The 17055-nt window shown below is 44.0% G+C and carries 15 protein-coding genes; 13 read left to right on the plus strand and 2 right to left on the minus strand.

What is annotated here, in order from left to right; genetic code table 11:
• The first annotated feature begins 29 nt into the window (after nt 1-29).
• The 8 genes from serC to JMX94_RS08760 all read left to right on the plus strand — a co-directional run bounded on the left by serC (nt 30) and on the right by JMX94_RS08760 (nt 10980).
• The gene (gene serC / locus JMX94_RS08725; RefSeq protein ID WP_201564985.1) at nt 30-1139 is read left to right on the plus strand and encodes a 3-phosphoserine/phosphohydroxythreonine transaminase; all 1110 of its coding nucleotides are present in this window, start codon (nt 30-32) and stop codon (nt 1137-1139) included.
• A 291-nt stretch (nt 1140-1430) separates the two neighbouring features.
• A complete protein-coding gene (locus JMX94_RS08730; protein WP_201565018.1) occupies nt 1431-3263 on the plus strand; it encodes an extracellular solute-binding protein in 1833 nt (610 codons plus the stop codon).
• A gap of 140 nt (nt 3264-3403) precedes the next feature.
• Nucleotides 3404-4183: a hydroxyacylglutathione hydrolase gene (gene gloB / locus JMX94_RS08735; protein WP_201564986.1), complete on the plus strand. Its 780-nt coding sequence runs from the start codon at nt 3404-3406 to the stop codon at nt 4181-4183.
• A gap of 42 nt (nt 4184-4225) precedes the next feature.
• A complete protein-coding gene (gene yejB, locus JMX94_RS08740; RefSeq protein ID WP_201564987.1) occupies nt 4226-5293 on the plus strand; it encodes a microcin C ABC transporter permease YejB in 1068 nt (355 codons plus the stop codon).
• Nucleotides 5293-6375 carry an ABC transporter permease gene (locus JMX94_RS08745; RefSeq protein WP_201564988.1) on the plus strand — a complete coding sequence of 361 codons (1083 nt, stop codon included), beginning with the start codon at nt 5293-5295 and terminating at the stop codon, nt 6373-6375. The genes yejB and JMX94_RS08745 overlap by 1 nt, the downstream gene beginning before the upstream one ends.
• Before the next feature lie 16 nt (nt 6376-6391).
• Nucleotides 6392-8074 (plus strand): dipeptide ABC transporter ATP-binding protein, encoded by a 1683-nt coding sequence (locus JMX94_RS08750; RefSeq protein WP_201565019.1) that lies wholly within the window; start codon nt 6392-6394, stop codon nt 8072-8074.
• Nucleotides 8075-8130: 56 nt separating this feature from the next.
• Nucleotides 8131-9345, plus strand: a complete 1215-nt coding sequence (locus JMX94_RS08755; RefSeq protein ID WP_227673580.1) for a low temperature requirement protein A — start codon at nt 8131-8133, stop codon at nt 9343-9345.
• Nucleotides 9346-9669: 324 nt separating this feature from the next.
• Entirely contained in the window at nt 9670-10980 is a 1311-nt protein-coding gene (locus JMX94_RS08760) for an iron-containing alcohol dehydrogenase (RefSeq protein ID WP_201564989.1), read from the plus strand.
• A gap of 123 nt (nt 10981-11103) precedes the next feature.
• Here JMX94_RS08760 and folE read toward each other — a convergent pair whose 3' ends face one another.
• Nucleotides 11104-11700 carry a GTP cyclohydrolase I FolE gene (folE, locus tag JMX94_RS08765; RefSeq protein ID WP_183618337.1) on the minus strand — a complete coding sequence of 199 codons (597 nt, stop codon included), beginning with the start codon at nt 11698-11700 and terminating at the stop codon, nt 11104-11106.
• A 353-nt stretch (nt 11701-12053) separates the two neighbouring features.
• On the opposite strand from folE, the gene JMX94_RS08770 reads away from it, so the two are divergent.
• Both JMX94_RS08770 and JMX94_RS08775 read left to right on the plus strand, forming a co-directional pair.
• Complete coding sequence (locus JMX94_RS08770) at nt 12054-12860, plus strand: enoyl-ACP reductase (protein ID WP_068405263.1); 807 nt, start codon at nt 12054-12056, stop codon at nt 12858-12860.
• A 109-nt stretch (nt 12861-12969) separates the two neighbouring features.
• Complete coding sequence (locus JMX94_RS08775) at nt 12970-13668, plus strand: YoaK family protein (RefSeq protein WP_201564990.1); 699 nt, start codon at nt 12970-12972, stop codon at nt 13666-13668.
• Nucleotides 13669-13721: 53 nt separating this feature from the next.
• Here JMX94_RS08775 and JMX94_RS08780 read toward each other — a convergent pair whose 3' ends face one another.
• Nucleotides 13722-13883, minus strand: coding sequence for a hypothetical protein (locus JMX94_RS08780; RefSeq protein WP_201564991.1), 162 nt, complete (start codon nt 13881-13883; stop codon nt 13722-13724).
• A 500-nt stretch (nt 13884-14383) separates the two neighbouring features.
• Here JMX94_RS08780 and JMX94_RS08785 point away from each other — a divergent pair, with 500 nt between their 5' ends.
• From JMX94_RS08785 to JMX94_RS08795, 3 genes are all read left to right on the plus strand, one after another.
• Nucleotides 14384-15805, plus strand: coding sequence for a DASS family sodium-coupled anion symporter (locus JMX94_RS08785; RefSeq protein WP_201564992.1), 1422 nt, complete (start codon nt 14384-14386; stop codon nt 15803-15805).
• A gap of 172 nt (nt 15806-15977) precedes the next feature.
• Complete coding sequence (locus JMX94_RS08790) at nt 15978-16568, plus strand: DUF1543 domain-containing protein (RefSeq protein WP_201564993.1); 591 nt, start codon at nt 15978-15980, stop codon at nt 16566-16568.
• Nucleotide 16569: 1 nt separating this feature from the next.
• Complete coding sequence (locus JMX94_RS08795; protein ID WP_201564994.1) at nt 16570-16887, plus strand: hypothetical protein; 318 nt, start codon at nt 16570-16572, stop codon at nt 16885-16887.
• Nucleotides 16888-17055 lie beyond the last annotated feature (168 nt).

Raw genomic sequence — 17055 nt, forward strand, 5'->3', positions numbered from 1 at the left:
ATGATTTCATCATATTTAGGATAATGATTATGACCACTAAAGCCGCTCCTAACCGTGTACCCAATTTTTCAGCGGGACCTGCCACCATACCGACCGCCGTCTTATCACGCGCTCAAGAAGAGTTGCTTGATTGGCAGGGACGCGGTATGTCGGTCATGGAAGTGAGTCACCGTAGTAAAGAATACATCGCGATTACCGAAAAAGCTGAAGCCAAATTGCGCTCGCTAATGGACATTCCAGATAACTATAAAGTGCTGTTTTTACAAGGCGGTGCCAGCTTACAGTTTTCAGCGATTCCATTAAACCTGTTAAATGGTGGCCGCGCAGACTATCTAACGACAGGTACATGGTCTGGTAAAGCAGTCAAAGAAGCACAGCGCTATGCCAAACTGGGTTTGGGCGAGGTTAATGTGGTGGCAACGGGTAAGGACAGTAATTTTACCAACGTGCCAGCCCAAAGCGATTGGAACTTAAGCGAAGATGCGGCGTATTTCCACTACTGCGCCAATGAAACCATTCATGGTGTACAAATATTTGAGCCGCCACAAGTCGATGCGCCGATTATCGCCGATATGTCTTCTTGCATTTTGTCACAGCCTATTGACGTCTCTAAATTTGGCATGATTTACGCGGGTGCACAAAAAAATATTGGGCCAGCAGGTCTGATTATCGTGATTATTCGTGAAGATTTATTGGGGCAAGCAAGTGAATGGTGTCCGCTGCTGATGAACTATGAACATCAGGCTGAAAAAGAGTCAATGTCAAACACGCCAGCGACGTATTCTTGGTATTTAGCAGGGTTAGTATTTGATTGGTTAGAGGAGCAGGGCGGCGTTGCTGCTATTGGTAAAATCAACCAGCAAAAAGCTGATTTGCTCTATAAAACGATTGATGACAGCAGCTTTTATAGCAATCCAGTTGACCCCAAATATCGCTCTATCATGAACGTGCCGTTTACGTTAGCAGACAGCAGCCTTGACAAAGTATTCTTAGAAGAGTCAGCGGCAGCAGGTTTGATGAATCTAAAAGGTCACCGCGATGTTGGCGGAATGCGTGCCAGTATTTATAATGCAGTGTCGCTAGACTGGGTACAGCAGTTGGTTGATTTTATGATCACCTTTGAAAAAAAGCACGCTTAAGTTAGTACAGGTTTTAAAACAAAAGACGCAACTTTTATGAGCTGCGTCTTTTTTTATGCGTATTAGTGTTTTTTAAGCTGCATAATCCGTCATGTAGCAACCTTAACGCTGCAAAATATTAGGTTAAAAAACCTAAGTTTGTTATGATAAAATTTTGCAGCACTTACGATACGTCAGATACATCACATTTTTCTCAGCTTTTATTTCATAAGCGGTCAGTGGCTTTCAGTCACTGGTTAAATGCTCAATATATTCATTCGGTCTGGCAAAAGGGTTTGTTATAACTTTATGATGCTAAAAAATACCATGCTAAAAGCCGTCTTGCTCGCCATTACTATCAGCTGGATACCTGCTAGTATCGCGGCGCCAATCACTACGACTGCGCTTGGGCATAATAGTACCACTGAATATATTGACGTGCCGTTTATGCCTTATGCCAATCCCAATGCGCCCAAGGGTGGCACATTATCGCTTGAGGCACGTGGCACCTTTAATGCGGCCAATAAATGGATGACCACAGGCGTGGCGATGGTCGGTACTGACTACCTGTATGATACCTTGATGACAGGCTCACTCAATGAAGCCTTTACAATGTATCCGCAGCTGGCAAATAAAGTCACGTATGACCCTGATGACACCAGTTGGATTATTTACCATGTTAATCCTGCTGCGCGCTTTTGGGACGGGTCGCCAGTGACCAGTAGTGACGTCAAAGCCACTTATGATGCGATACTGACTAAAGGCCCAATGTATATTCGCAGTTATTTAGGCGATATTAAAGACATTGAAATTATCGATAAGCAGCGGGTAAAGTTTGTTTTTAAGTCTGATGAAAATAAAGAGATTTTATTAACGGTTGGGCAATTCCCTATTTTTGCTAAGTCATCGATTGATACAGATTTTGAGAAAATCACGCTCACGCCATTGATGGGTAGTGGTCCTTATAAACTTGGCCGCGTCGATGCGGGGCGTGCGGTCAGCTATGTGCGTGATCCCAATTATTGGGGCCGTGATTTGATGGTCAATCGTGGTCGCTATAACTTTGATAAGATTAAGTTTGTCTATTATCAAAGTGATGAGATTGCTTTTGAGGGTTTTAAATCTGGGCAATATCGCTTTCGTCCTGAAAACAAAGCTTCTAATTGGGCAACAGGTTATAATTTCCCAGCTGTCAAAGCTGGTCTGATTAATAAAGAAACCATCAGCAGCGAAAATCCAGTACCGATGCAGGGTCTGGTGATGAATATGCGTAGGCCAATTTTTCAAGATATTCGCGTTCGCCAAGCATTGACGGCAGCTTATGATTTTGAGTGGATGAATAAAACTTTATTCCATGGGCAGTATGAACGCTTGCAAAGCTTCTTTCATGGCTCAGAGCTTGCTGCTACTGGTACGCCATCTGCGGCTGAGATGCAGGTGCTCAGTCCATTGCTAGCCAAGCTTGAACCGATTCAGCGACAAGCGGTATTGACGGAATGGCGATTGCCAACCAGTGATGGTAGCGGCTTTAATCGTAAAGCCTTATTAGAGGCGCGCCAGCTGTTGCTAGATGCTGGCTTTTATTATGATGATATGAAGTTATATCAGCCAAATGGCAAGCTTGCTCAGATTGAAATTTTGATGACAGGCGAGACCATGGGGCGCGTGCTGTTGCCTTATATCCGTAATTTAAAGCGTTTGGGGTTTGATGCGACCTTACGCCAAGTCGATGGGCCACAATATTACGAGCGTATGCGCCGTTTTGACTATGATATGGTGGTCGACGTCTTTGCACAGAGCTTATCACCTGGTGCTGAGCAAGCGGCGTTTTGGGGCAGTGCAGCCGCTGATGAAGCGGGCAACGCCAATACCATCGGTATTAAAAATATAGTGATAGATGAGGTCACAACCGCACTTGCAAATGCTGAGAGCCGTGATGAGATTGTTTTATATACCAAGGTGCTCGATCGCCTGCTACGGGCAGGACATTATTTAGTACCTTTATACGGCAAGTCTGCCACCAATGTTGCCTACTGGAATCAATATCGTCATACTGAAAAACTGCCGACCAACGCCGTCGCTATCGATTATTGGTGGACAGATAAAGAAGCTGAAGCACGTGTTAATCAATATTTAAAGCAGTAGTTTAAAACAATGGCTCTAAAAGATAGTTTAAAGCAATAATTTAAGTTAATAAATGCAATGACGCTGCATAACGTTTTATTTGGCTTGAGAATTTAATAAAAGACATTCGTAATAAAGATAATCACTGCTAAGGACTTCATATGAGTATTCGTATTCACCCGATTAAAGCATTTAATGACAATTATATCTGGACATTAATTAATGAGAATAATAAGCAGGCGATTGTCATTGATCCGGGTCAAGCTGAGCCAGTGATTGCTTATTTAGAGGAGCATGAGCTGGAGCTGACGTCTATTTGGACCACGCATCATCACCATGATCATATCGGCGGCGTTGCCGAGCTACAAGAGTCTTATCCGATGACCCATCTGGTAGCGCACACAGAACACAACGTTGATGAAGACCAGACTATTAAAGACGGCAGTACGGTAAGTGCTTGGGGCTGCGCTGCGCAAGTATGGGATGTCTCAGGTCATACAGCAAGCCACGTGGCGTATATTTTGGATATCGATGGGCAGAAGCATTGTTTCTGCGGTGATACTTTATTTAGTGCCGGTTGTGGTCGCGTCTTTACCGGCACGATTGAGCAATTGCATGAGAGCTTTAAGCGTTTAAATGGCTTGCCAGCCGAGACATTGCTGTATCCAGCACATGAATATACTGCCAGCAACTTACGCTTTGGCTTATCTATTGAACCGGCTAATGAAGCGATGCAGCAAGCGCTTGCGCAAGCAGAAGAAAAAACCGCCCAAGGTGTCCCGACGCTGCCCGTTACTTTAGAACATGAGCGCGCAATCAATGTGTTTTTGCGTACGCAAGAGCCGAGTGTGATAGCAGGGGTGAAGCCTAAAGTCACTATAGACGATGATAAGTCTTTGACGGTGTTCGCCGCGTTACGTGAGCTTAAAAATAACTTCTAAATGCTAAGTTGTCATATCTCTTTATTTTAGGAAGCCGCCATTATGGGTCGTTATATCTTAAAAAGGTTATTACTGATATTACCGACGCTATTTTTGATATTGCTGGCGAACTTTGTCATTGTGCAAGCAGCGCCGGGCGGTCCTGTTGAGCAGCAACTGGCGCTTATCGAGCAAAGCGCAAAAGACAGTGCGCTCGGTGGTAATCTTGGTGCGGGTAGTGCCGGTAATACTAGTACTTACCAAGGTACACGCGGTCTATCGGAGGAGATGGTAGCGGCAATCAATGCGCAATACGGCTTTGATAAATCAGCACCTGAGCGCTTTTGGCTAATGCTAAAAAATTACGCCAAGCTTGATTTTGGTGAGTCGTTTTTTAAAGGTCAGTCAGTAACCGACCTCATTATAGAAAAGTTGCCTGTATCCATCTCACTTGGGCTTTGGAGCACGTTGCTGATTTATATGATAGCCATTCCACTGGGTGTTTATAAAGCCATGCATCATGGCTCGGGGATTGATAAAGCCACGGCGATGCTGCTTGCTATCGGCCATGCGATTCCCGTTTTTGTATTTGCCGTCATACTATTGGTGTTTTTCGCTGGTGGCAGCTACTGGAATATTTTCCCATTGCAAGGATTAACCTCTGAGAATTTCGATCAATTAAGCACGCTTGGTAAAGTGAAAGATTACTTTTGGCATCTGGCGCTACCGCTCCTAGCAAGTACCGTTGGCGGTTTTGCCGGCTTGACTTATTTGACCAAGTTTAGCTTTTTAGAAGAGCTTGGTAAGCAATATGTCCTCACCGCTCGAGCAAAAGGCTTGGGTGAGCGTCAAGTGTTATATGGTCATGTGTTTCGTAATGCCATGCTGATTATTATTGCTGGTATTCCAGCGGCCATCGTTGGGATCTTCTTTGCTGGAAACTTTCTCATTGAGATTATTTTTAAACTTGATGGTTTGGGGCTGTTAGGTTTCGAAGCCATTCAGCAGCGTGATTATCCGGTGATATTTGGTACGCTGTTTATTTTTACCTTGGTGGGACTGTTATTACAATTAATCAGTGATTTGAGTTATCACTTGATTGATCCTCGTATTGATTTTGAGGGGCGCTAATGTCAAGTCATCCATTATCTTCAACGCCCTCAACTGTCTCTTCTATTGCCCTAGAAAAAAAACGCCGCCTAAATCCTATCTGGCAGGCGCGTCTAAACCGTTTTCGTCATAATCGCCTTGGCGTCATATCGCTATTTATTTTTGCGCTGATATTCGTCATTTGTATGGCAGCCAATGTCATTGCCAATGACAAGCCGCTACTGGTGCAGTATCAAGACAATTATTATTTCCCCGTACTAAAAGCCTATCCTGAAACGACTTTTGGCGGGGTGTTTGAGACCGAAACCAACTATAAAGACCCTGCGGTGCAAACGCTGATTGATGAGCAGGGCTTTTATATTATGCCGCCCATTCCATTTGCCGATCAGACCCCAAACGTTGAGCTAGGTATTCCGTATCCGGCCGCGCCAAATAGCCAGAACTGGCTTGGTACCGATGACTTAGGTCGCGATGTGCTGGCACGGATACTTTATGGGTTGCGGGTATCGTTATTGTTTGGACTGGCACTGACGCTCGCGGGCGCTTTGATTGGTATTATCGTCGGTGCGATACAAGGTTATTACGGTGGCTGGGTAGATTTAGCCGGGCAGCGCTTTATGGAAGTATGGGGCGGTATGCCGCAGCTGTTTATGATTATTATTTTGGTGAGCTTATTTAGCCCTAGTATCTTTATGCTATTTGCCATGATGTTGTTATTCGGCTGGATGGGGTTAGTCGGTTTGGTACGGGCGGAGTTTTTGCGGGCGCGTAACTTTGATTATGTCCGTGCTGCTCGTAACCTTGGGGTGTCAGACAGTCAAATCATGCTCAGACATATCTTGCCTAATGCCTTAGCATCAAGCTTGTCACAACTGCCGTTTATTTTAACGGCTAATATTATTGCTTTAACAGCGTTAGACTTTTTAGGCTATGGTTTGCCGCCTGGTTCACCGTCGCTTGGTGAGCTGATGGTACAAGGGAAAAACAACCTCGATGCCCCATGGCTTGCGCTATCTGGATTCTTTAGCTTAACCTTTATCTTATCATTGCTAATCTTCGTTGGCGAAGCGCTACGTGATGCCTTTGATCCGAGGCGCTCCTGATATGACAACTGAGAATATGATAACCGCTAATATGATAACTGCTACTAAGCAAAAAAATTGTTTAAATGACAATCATAGCAATGCACAAAACAAGCTTATGCTGACAGTAGATAAGCTTAGTATTGCCAACACTCTTGGCGTGCCTTTAGTCGATAAGCTAACGTATGAGCTGCGGCAAGGACAAACACTTGCCATAGTTGGTGAGTCGGGCTCTGGTAAGTCGATTGCCAGTCTTGCACTATTGGGTTTGCTACCGGACAGTTTGACCGTTACTGGCGATGTACAATTAGCAGATGTAACAGGAATGGTGACATTACCGGTAGCTAATAATAAGGCACGTAATGCGGCGCTGCGCTCTATTCGTGGTCAGCGTATCGGTATGGTGTTTCAAGAGCCGATGACGGCGCTTAATCCACTACATACGGTCGGCAAACAAATTGCTGAATCTTTGCATCTCAGCGGCGTAGCCAAAAAGCAATGGCGCGAAAAAAGTATCGCCTTGTTAGACGATGTCAATATCAACGACCCTGCTGATAAACTGAATCGCTATCCGCATGAGCTATCAGGTGGCCAACGTCAGCGGGTGATGATTGCCATGGCATTGGCACAGCAGCCTGATATCTTAATCGCTGATGAACCGACTACCGCGCTTGATGTGACCTTGCAACATGAGATTCTTGAGCTGTTAGATACCCTTAAGCGTCAGCATAATATGGCAATGATATTAATCAGCCATGATCTCAATTTGGTCAGGCGCTATAGCGATGAAGTCATCGTCATGCGCCAAGGACACACGATTGAGCAAGGGCAAACGGCAGCAGTATTTAGCCAGCCTAAAGCGGAATATACCCGCTCACTTATCAAGCAAGACTTTGGTCAGGCGCTAAGCTTATTCGCTGATAGCAGCGAGCAACCAACCGTATTGCAAGTCAGTAACTTACAAGTACAGTTTCCTATTGAAAAAAGTTTGTTTGGTGGTACCAAACGCTGGTTTGATGCGGTAAAAGATGTCGATATGACCCTACAGAAAGGGCAGGCACTCGGTATCGTTGGTGAGTCAGGTTCTGGGAAAACCACGATTGCCCTTGCGCTAAGCCAATTACTCAGCAATCAAGCGCGTGTCAGTGGTCAGATAATGGTCAATGGACAGCACATGACGGCATTGTCCAAACGTGATTTGCGCACCTTCCGTTCACAAATTCAAATGGTATTTCAAGACCCCTTTGCCAGTATCAATCCGCGCATGACAGTTATGCAGATAGTCGAAGAAGGATTATTGGTACAAGGCGTCGATAAAGCAGCACGCCAACAAGCGGTGATGGATAGTTTGGTGACTGTGCATCTACCAGCTGATTTTGCGCAGCGTTATCCGCATGAGCTATCAGGTGGACAGCGTCAGCGCGTGGCGCTTGCCCGTGCACTCATTATGCGACCAAGTCTATTGATATTGGATGAGCCAACGTCTGCACTTGATAGCACCACGCAAGTCACTGTGGTCAGCTTGCTACGAGAGATTCAAGAAAAATTGCAAGTCAGCTATGTGTTTATCAGCCACGATTTAAAAGTAGTCCGTGCCTTATGTCAGCATATGATGGTGATAAAAGACGGCGTGTGTATTGAGTCGGGTCGTAGCGAAGATGTGTTTAATAACCCAAAGCACCCGTATGCGCAGCAATTATTGCAGGCGAGTGTGATATAGACTAAGTAGGTTAGACTGAATAACTATACGAATTTAAAGAAATCGGAACTCACTACATGATAAGTAGGCTCAAAATAAAACCCATCTATGCTCGAGATACCAGCGAGCCAAACAGGCCGTCAACCACGCTTGAGCTGTTGTTTGATCTAGTCTATGTGATTGCTGTCGCAGCCGCGGCACATGGGTTTTATAGTCGTTTAAGTGAGCATGACCTGTCAGGGTTTTTGACTTTTATTGTGGCGTTTTTTATCCTGTGGAATGCATGGACCAGCTTTACTTGGTTTGCATCAGGATATGACCCTGATGATTGGTTCTATCGTATCTCAGTGATGTTTCAGATGTTTGGTTCCCTGATGATAGCGGCCAATATCCATCAGTTTTATGAGCAAGGGCTGACATGGATTGGGGTGACTGGCTATGCGATTATGCGGCTGGCGAGTTGTAGTCAGTGGTGGCGCGTCTATCGACAAGTACCGGGTCACCAAAAAGTCGCTGGCCGCAGTATGGTCGGCCTGTTGACCCTGCAGGCCCTTTGGATAAGTTGGTTGTTTTTACCCGCATCATTACAAACGCCCGCTTTGTTTCTGTTTATCGCAGCAGAGCTACTCATGCCAGTATGGGCACGCTCAGAGCAGTTTGACAATTGGCATCCGGCACATATTGCCGAGCGTTACGGGCTATTGACCATCATTGTATTGGGCGAGGGCGTGGTAGGGGTTAGCAATACGATTCAATATTTTTTGACCAACTCATCCTCTGCTGCCAGCTCTATTATGTTTTTAGGCTCAAGCTTAGTCGCCTTAGTGTTCTCTTTATGGTGGCTATATTTCATCGTCCCTTTCGATACCATTTTAAATAAAGAGCGCCGACGCCATGATTTATTCTTATTTGGCTATGGTCATTTTTTTATCTTTGCCTCAATCGCAGGGTTAGGCAGTATGCTGAACTTGGTCACTGAGTCTGTCGCCGCGGATACTAGCGCGGCTGGCTATCAAGTTATCTCCCAGCCATACGCAATGGGCATGTTGATGGGTATGTTAAGTGTATTCTTATTAACGCTCACGATACTGCGCGAATTAATGTGCCGTAAATCGAGTCATAACGTCATTGCCATGCTTATTGCTTTAGTAATCATTGGGCTGAGCTATATGGCGGTCGTACAAGGACTGCCAATTACTTATGGTATTTGGCTGAGCATCTTGGCACCTGTGGTGATGATTTGGTATTTTAATCAAGATAATAAGCAGTGGCTGGTCAAAGAAGCGGATTAATAGGACATAGCTAAGCTTATAGTGATTATCAATTGGCTGCTTAATAAGTAACAGTATAAGCAACAACATAAGCAACAACATAAGTAAGGACGAAGCGCTAATTAATCAGAACATCGCAGTTCATAATAATCGTAACATCCTAAAAATGGCGGTGGTACAATAAGTTTAAACAGTAGTTTGCTTTATGTAGACACTGATGCAGTATCTTTATTCACAGTGCTTTTATTTTGACAGCATCTTTTTATTCTGACAGCGGTGATGATTCGGTGATTCAAGTTGTCGTTATTGCTAGTATTAGCATCATTAAAAAGGATTTTTATACCCATGAAAAAACAAAATACTATTTCTAAATTGGTAAACAGTACTGGCTTACAACACGCCGGTTATTTGGCGGTTGCCAAGACGCGTGCCAAAGTGCTAAAAGCTTTTGCGTACGTTGTCCCTATCAGAAGACCGATGTTGTTTGTCGGTGAAACCTCGTGTGAAGATTTGTGCGACATGCTCATCAATGAAGGCAATACCAATGTTTTTATCGTTACTGATGCGGTATTAAACAAGCTTGGTATCCCCGCTAAAGTCACTGACTACCTAGATAGCAAAAATATCAGCTATAAAGTCTACGATGGCATTACCCCAGATCCTACTTTTAAGGTTGTCGAAGAAGGACTACGTAAGTCTGTCGATGCTAAGTGCGACTCAATTATTGCCATCGGTGGCGGCTCGGTCATTGATGCTGCTAAAATGATTGCCATGTCACAAGGCAATAACTGCAAGCCAAAACAGCTTATCGGTATCCTAAAAGCTAGAAAGCCTTCGGTTCCGCTTTATTGTATTCCGACCACAGCTGGTACGGGTTCAGAAGCAACTTTGGGTGCGGTAGTATCAGATGATAAAACCCATCAAAAAGCTCTGTCTATCGACCCAAGAATGGTGCCATTAGCCGCGGCTATTGACCCAGTTATTATGAAAGGTATGCCGGCGCATATCACAGCCGATACGGGTATTGATGTCTTAACGCATGCCTTAGAAGCTTGGATGAGTGCCAATGCCAGCGTCGAGACCGACTACTATGCAGCTTCTGCGGTTAAATCTGTGATGCAAAACTTACCCCTAGTTTATAAAGATGGCGGCAATCTGAAAGCCCGTGAAGAGATGGGTATTGCCGCTCATTACGGCGGTATCGCCTTTAATAAAGCTGGTCTTGGTTATGTCCATGCTATCGCTCACCAGTTAGGAGCGCATTATAGTATTCCTCATGGTCGCGCCAATGCCATCGTGCTGCCGTATGTGCTTGACGTCAATCGTAAAGGCAGCAAGAAAAGACTGGCAGAGTTGGCTCGTAAAACCGGTATGGTAAAATCGGGTCAAGCTAACAAGAGCGATAGCGACATTGCCGACCATCTCATCGCGCAAGTACGCGAATTGATTGCCACTTTACATATCGATCCAACCGTTAAAGGCATGCAAAGCAGTGATTTTGATAATATTGCCAAAGCCGCGGCTAAAGAAGTCAGTGATACTTATGCGGTACCGACTTATCTGTCTGCAGCTGAAATCAAGGCTATTTTAACTAAGATTCAGCAAGCCAGTGATGAGCACGCAAGTCGTGACTCAAAAAATGATAAAGTAGCTTAATAGCTCTCATTAACAATCTCTAATTAACAACCTTTATAAATAAAAAAGAGCATATTGCTAATATGGCAATATGCTCTTTTTTTAACTTTTATTTCTGTCGCTGGTTTTTATCTTGATTGATATTTAAAAAGCAGGTTTACGCTTTGGTACCGCATCTAAGAACTCGTTACGTGCTTGATTGTCGTGTACGTATTCGCCTAGCATCGCTGTACTGCGCGTGGTTGAATGCTGTTTATTCACGCCGCGCATCATCATGCACATGTGCGCTGCATCCATGACCACCGCCACACCGCGGCAACCCGTTACATCCATAATCGTTTGTGCCACTTGTTCGCTTAAATTCTCTTGGATTTGCAAACGACGGGCAAACATATCGACGATACGAGCGAATTTTGACAGCCCTAATACGTGACCATTCGGCAAGTAGCCAATGTGCGCGACGCCATGAAACGGCAACATATGATGCTCACATAATGAATAAAATTCAATGTTTTGCACCAAGACCAATTCACGATTGGTCGATGGGAATACCGCGCCATTGACGACTTCATCCAAGCTTTGATGATAACCCTTAGTCAAATGCGCAAACGCTTTTGCTGCACGCGTTGGGGTGTCTTGTAAGCCGGGACGCTCTAAGTCTTCGCCAGTTGAGGTGATTAGCTGACGATAAGATTCGACACTTTCTTGAAAATCTGATGCTAGTGTTGGGGTATTGCTCATAAGTTTGGCAGCCATCCAAAATGTGGGTGTAGCTTAACGCTAAATCCTTGGTTACAAACAACGGTTGTAACGGATTTTTATAAAAATTGTGCAAGCTGGGAGGGCTGTGATTATACTTGAAATCCACTCAACTTCATACTGCTGTGGTCAGTAGATAATCGTTTTATCCATATTAGATGGTACTATTAAAAGAGGTTAGGTGTTCATACAGTGTAAGTAAATACAGTATACGAGTGTTTACTTAAATCAATTCGTGTATAATGAGTCATCTTTTAACTTGTGCTTTTACTCGCTATTTATGAGCGAGCTATTAAAAATAATCTATCATTTAAATCGATTTACAGGGAAATATTATGCTACTACAAGGACAACGCTTTGTCGTTACTGGCATCGCAAGCAAGCTTTCTATCGCTTGGGCAATCGCTGAAGCCCTACATCGTGAAGGCGCGTCGTTAATTCTCACTTATCCAAACGATAAAATTAAAAAACGGGTCGATATGGCCGCAGAAGCCTTTGAAGCTGATTTGGTACTTGAGTGTGATGTGGCATCGGATGAGTCGATTGCGGCATGTTTTGAGCAAGTGACCGCGCATTGGGGCGATGGTATTGATGGCGTGGTACACGCGATTGGCTTTGCACCGATGGATCAATTGGATGGTGATTTTGTCAATGCCACCACTCGTGAAGGCAGCCAAATTGCCCATGATATCTCAAGCTATAGCTTTGTGGCATTGGCCAAAGAAGCGCGCGCTTTATTGGCTATGCGCCATGGTTCTATGCTGACCTTGACTTATGAAGGTAGTATTTCAGTATTGCCAAATTACAACGTCATGGGCATGGCAAAGGCCAGTTTAGAGGCCAGCGTTCGCTACCTTGCCACTTCGATGGGCGGTGAAGGTATCCGTGTCAATGCCATTTCTGCTGGACCTATTCGTACCCTTGCGGCAAGCGGCATCAAATCGTTCCGTAAAATGCTTGATATCAGTGAAAAAATCGCTCCGCTACAGCGTAATATTACTCAGACTGAAGTCGGTAATGCGGCGCTTTTCTTGTTATCACCGTGGGCATCTGGTATCACCGGTGAGATTATGTTTGTGGATGCAGGTTTTAATACCGTTGCCATCAGTGAGCAATTAATGATGCTTGATGAGACAAAGTAATTGTTTTAATCAAAGGTAATATGACTTAAGAAGTAGGGAAGGCAGCCAATTGGCTGTCTTTTTTGGTTATAATAGGGGCTTTTTGGTAACAAGCCATAAAGCGACGAATATGATAACCAAATTACCAGGATGGATATTGTGGGGCGGCGCTGTGCTGGCATTCAGTGCAGGCTGCGTCAATACAGCAGCATTAATGGGCTTTACTAATTTATCTGTCTCGCATGTGACGGGTAACGTTAGCTTATTTTCAGCCGCGATTGCCCATTTAGACGGCCGCAGTATTTTATATATCGGTGCGCTACTGCTGTCTTTTTTGGCAGGGGCGGTATTGAGCGGCTATGTGATTGGTCAACGGTCATTAAAATTAGGTCGGCGTTACGGCACGGCGCTTTATATTGAAGCGGCGCTGTTATTAATGAGCTACTGGTTATATCAGCAGCATGATTATTTAGGGCAGTTGGCGGCGGCAATGGCGTGCGGGTTGCAGAATGCGATGGTCGCCACTTATAGCGGCGCTGTTATTCGCACCACGCATTTGACCGGTCTAACCTCTGATATGGGCGCTGCAATCGGCAATTGGTTGGCTGGTCGTCGTATCAGTAAGCCGACACTGGGCTTTCAGGCAATTATTTGGTACAGCTTTAGCGGTGGCGGAGCGGTCGGGGCATTTTTATATGCCAAAGTCGGCTATGGGGCGTTATTTGTCCCTATCACCATTGTTTTGTGCGCGGCATTTATTTATAACTATGTGTCAGATCGTCTGCCAGAAAAAAGACAGCCAAGACGCAAAAAGCACCCATCTACTTGATGGGCGCTTTTATTTTAATGTTATTACTTACATAAGCTTAATTCTTAGATAAATTATTTCTCGTCTTCTTCGTGATTTTCATGTTCATGCAAACCTTGCATCATATCCAGTGCAGAGTCATCAGTGCGCTGTTGGTCTTTTTTGGCCAAGCCATCTTGGTTGATGTCTTTTGGTGCCATTTTAGTGGTCGAGTCCGTTTTATTTGAGTCTGTCATAAAGTACTCCTAATTATTTTTATCAACTTCCAATAAAAAACGTTATAAGAATTTAATAAGTACCGTTTATTGGTGTTTGGTTTTATAGCGACTCATTTAGTATGGGATAGCAGCATGTGCTTGTACATATACAGTGTACGCTTGTTTAGTGACGATGTGTAACGGCACCTCACACGGGTTAATGCTGGATAAGGCTGATTAGCTATAGGGGTTTAAAAGGAATATAGCTAACGAGGAAATTTATCTTGGCAACGTATTGACTAAGGTGCATTCATTTTAGTTCATTAGAAGTCACAATGCATTAAAGTCAATTTTTCACCTTTGATATAACCATATCTATTGCAAATTTAATAACCGCTTTGTTCCATCAGTTTTTTGTTATATATCTGTTATGATGTCGGCGTCTTTTTAGTGGTTGCCGATGAATGAATGGCAAATCGCTAAAAACGTCTTTATTTTAGCGTCTTTTTACACCGTCTTTGGGAAAATAAGGACATTTTATGTCAGAGCAAAAACTAGATAGCCATCTTCCGGATGATGGCAACGAGTACTTATTTACCGATACCTTTCCAAAGGGTACCGGTAAAGGACTGATAGTAGTCGCTATTGCGGCGGTTATCAGTATGATTATTTATAATGTATTGCCGTTCGATATCAATGCCAATAAAGGCCTAGCGGTGTTGTTTTTCATCGGTGTGCTGTGGCTGACAGAGGCGGTACACGTCACGATTACCGCGCTTTTAGTGGTCGTCGTCGGTGCGCTGATTGGCATTCCAGAATTCGATGCGGAAATTGGTTTACAAAGCTTTGCCAATCCGACCATTTATTTATTCTTTGGTGGTTTTGCTTTGGCTGCGGCACTACACGTGCAGCAACTCGATAAAAAAATCGCGCTAAAGATTTTATCGATGTCAGGCGGCAAACTCAGTACGGCGGTATTTTTGATATTTGGCGTGACCGCATTTTTGTCAATGTGGATATCAAATACCGCGACCGCTGCGATGATGTTGCCACTGGCACTCGGTATTTTGACCCAAGTTGACCGTGAAAAAGACCGTGGTACTTTTGTATTTGTACTGCTAGGTATTGCTTACTCAGCGAGCCTTGGTGGTTTGGGTACCATCGTTGGTTCACCGCCAAACGCCATCGCGGCAAAGGCGCTCAACATTGCCTTTGTGGACTGGATGAAGTTTGGTGTACCGATGATGCTGGTGCTATTGCCACTATTATTGGGTGCGATGTATCTGTTTCTCAAACCCAATCTCAATCGTAAAATTGTACTGGTTGAAGACGAGCCTATCGCATGGAATAAACCGCGTGTGGTTACGATTATCGTCTTTATCGTCACTGCATTAAGCTGGATATTCTCTAAGAAAATCGGTGCTGCATTGGATATTACTGATACCGATGCTGTGATTGCCTTATCAGCTGCTGCCGCTGTGGTCAGCTTGGGCTTGGTATCTTGGAAGCAAGTGTCCGATAATACCGATTGGGGCGTGCTCATGCTATTCGGTGGTGGTATTGCGCTATCGACGATTTTGAAGGTGTCAGGTGCATCTTTAGTATTGGGTGAAACGGTCGCCAATGCGCTGTCGTCAGCACCGCTTATCGTGGTGATGATTGCGGTATCAGCCTTTATTATCTTCTTGACAGAATTTGCTTCTAATACGGCTTCTGCAGCCTTGTTGGTGCCAGTATTTGCTGCTATTGCCGAGCAGATGGGTCTGCCACACGAAGTGTTGGTATTGGTCATCGGTATTGGGGCATCGTGTGCCTTTATGCTACCGGTTGCGACTCCGCCAAACGCGATTGTCTTTGGTACAGGGCTGATTAAGCAGAACGAGATGATTCGTACGGGTGTTATCCTTAATATCATTGCTACCTTTGTGGTCGGACTGTGGGCTTATTTCTTCTTAATATAGCCTAGCAATCAAGTTCATCATAACTCCTAAAACCCGATGTTTAAGCGCTTAAACATTGGGTTTTTTTATTTCTTTTTATTTGCAATGACTATATAACTAGAGCGTGTTATCGTTTTAAAGTGAGGACATGCTCTAACCATAAGTTTTATATACCTAATAAGGACTGCTTAAAATGCTAACACTGTTTATGGTGCAACTTGGTGGTCGCCCTAAAGGTCGTTTGATTGAGCAGCACGATATATTTTTTGGCGTGGCTAATGAAGTCAGCGAGTTGATAGACGATATCAATCAGCATTGGCCGGAAGTCAGAAATAAATGGCATATTGATTCGTACAGAGCGATTAGCAAAGTCGATAATTATGCGATTAAATTGGTCGAATCAAGTAGCCAAGCAGAGAGTGCTAACGGTTTAAAATTGTTTTTTATCAATTTAGGTGGCTATCAGCAAGGCAGTTTTGAGGAGTTTCATCACAAGCTACTTATCGTTGCTACTACTCAAGCGGATGCCATTAAGCAAGCAAAGCAGAGCAAGTTTTATAAGCAGTTTACCTTTAAAGATAAAGCTTCACCTTTCAACGCAGCCTCGCATATCGATGATAAGTTTGAAGTAGATATCGATGATATATACAACGTCAATGACCTTATCTCAAACGTTCAGCTGTTAATTGAGCCTATGTCTAATGATAGTCATGAGCTTGTGAATGCTGATGATAAAGAGTACGTTGGTTATCTGAGTATCAAGAATTTAAGGAAGTTAGTATAATATGGCTCTAAATATGTATTTTAAAAACGGCATCATTCGCAAAACGCGTTGCCAGATACCTGATGAGTTATTGACCACGCTTTATCAGGTTCATAATAATGCCAATTTTCCGCAATTGACGTGGTTAATTGATAATCTTTATGAAAATCCGCAGATTCAGCCTGATGTCGCTAAGTCATTAGCTGATGAGGTGGTCGCGTTTGAGAGATTAATACTTTCGTTGCACCTGCCTTTTCCTATGGTGCCACTGCAAAAGCTCCATACCTTCTTTACGGGAGCTGTGAATAGTCGACAGCTCATTCATACCAGTAACGCTTAATTTTACTCTTTAGGTTGTCTTTATTAGTTTTAGGGCGTGCTTGATGGCTTAACCATGGGCATCAAAAGAGCTATTACATTATCAATACCATCAAAGCTAGGGCTCTCAAAACTGATAAAAGATTTCAATGTGTCAACCAAGCGCTATAACCATCTTGAATCATGCCCA

Origin of the sequence: Psychrobacter sp. CMS30, from assembly GCF_904846565.1 — a bacterium.
Classification (GTDB): Bacteria; Pseudomonadota; Gammaproteobacteria; order Pseudomonadales; family Moraxellaceae; genus Psychrobacter; species Psychrobacter maritimus.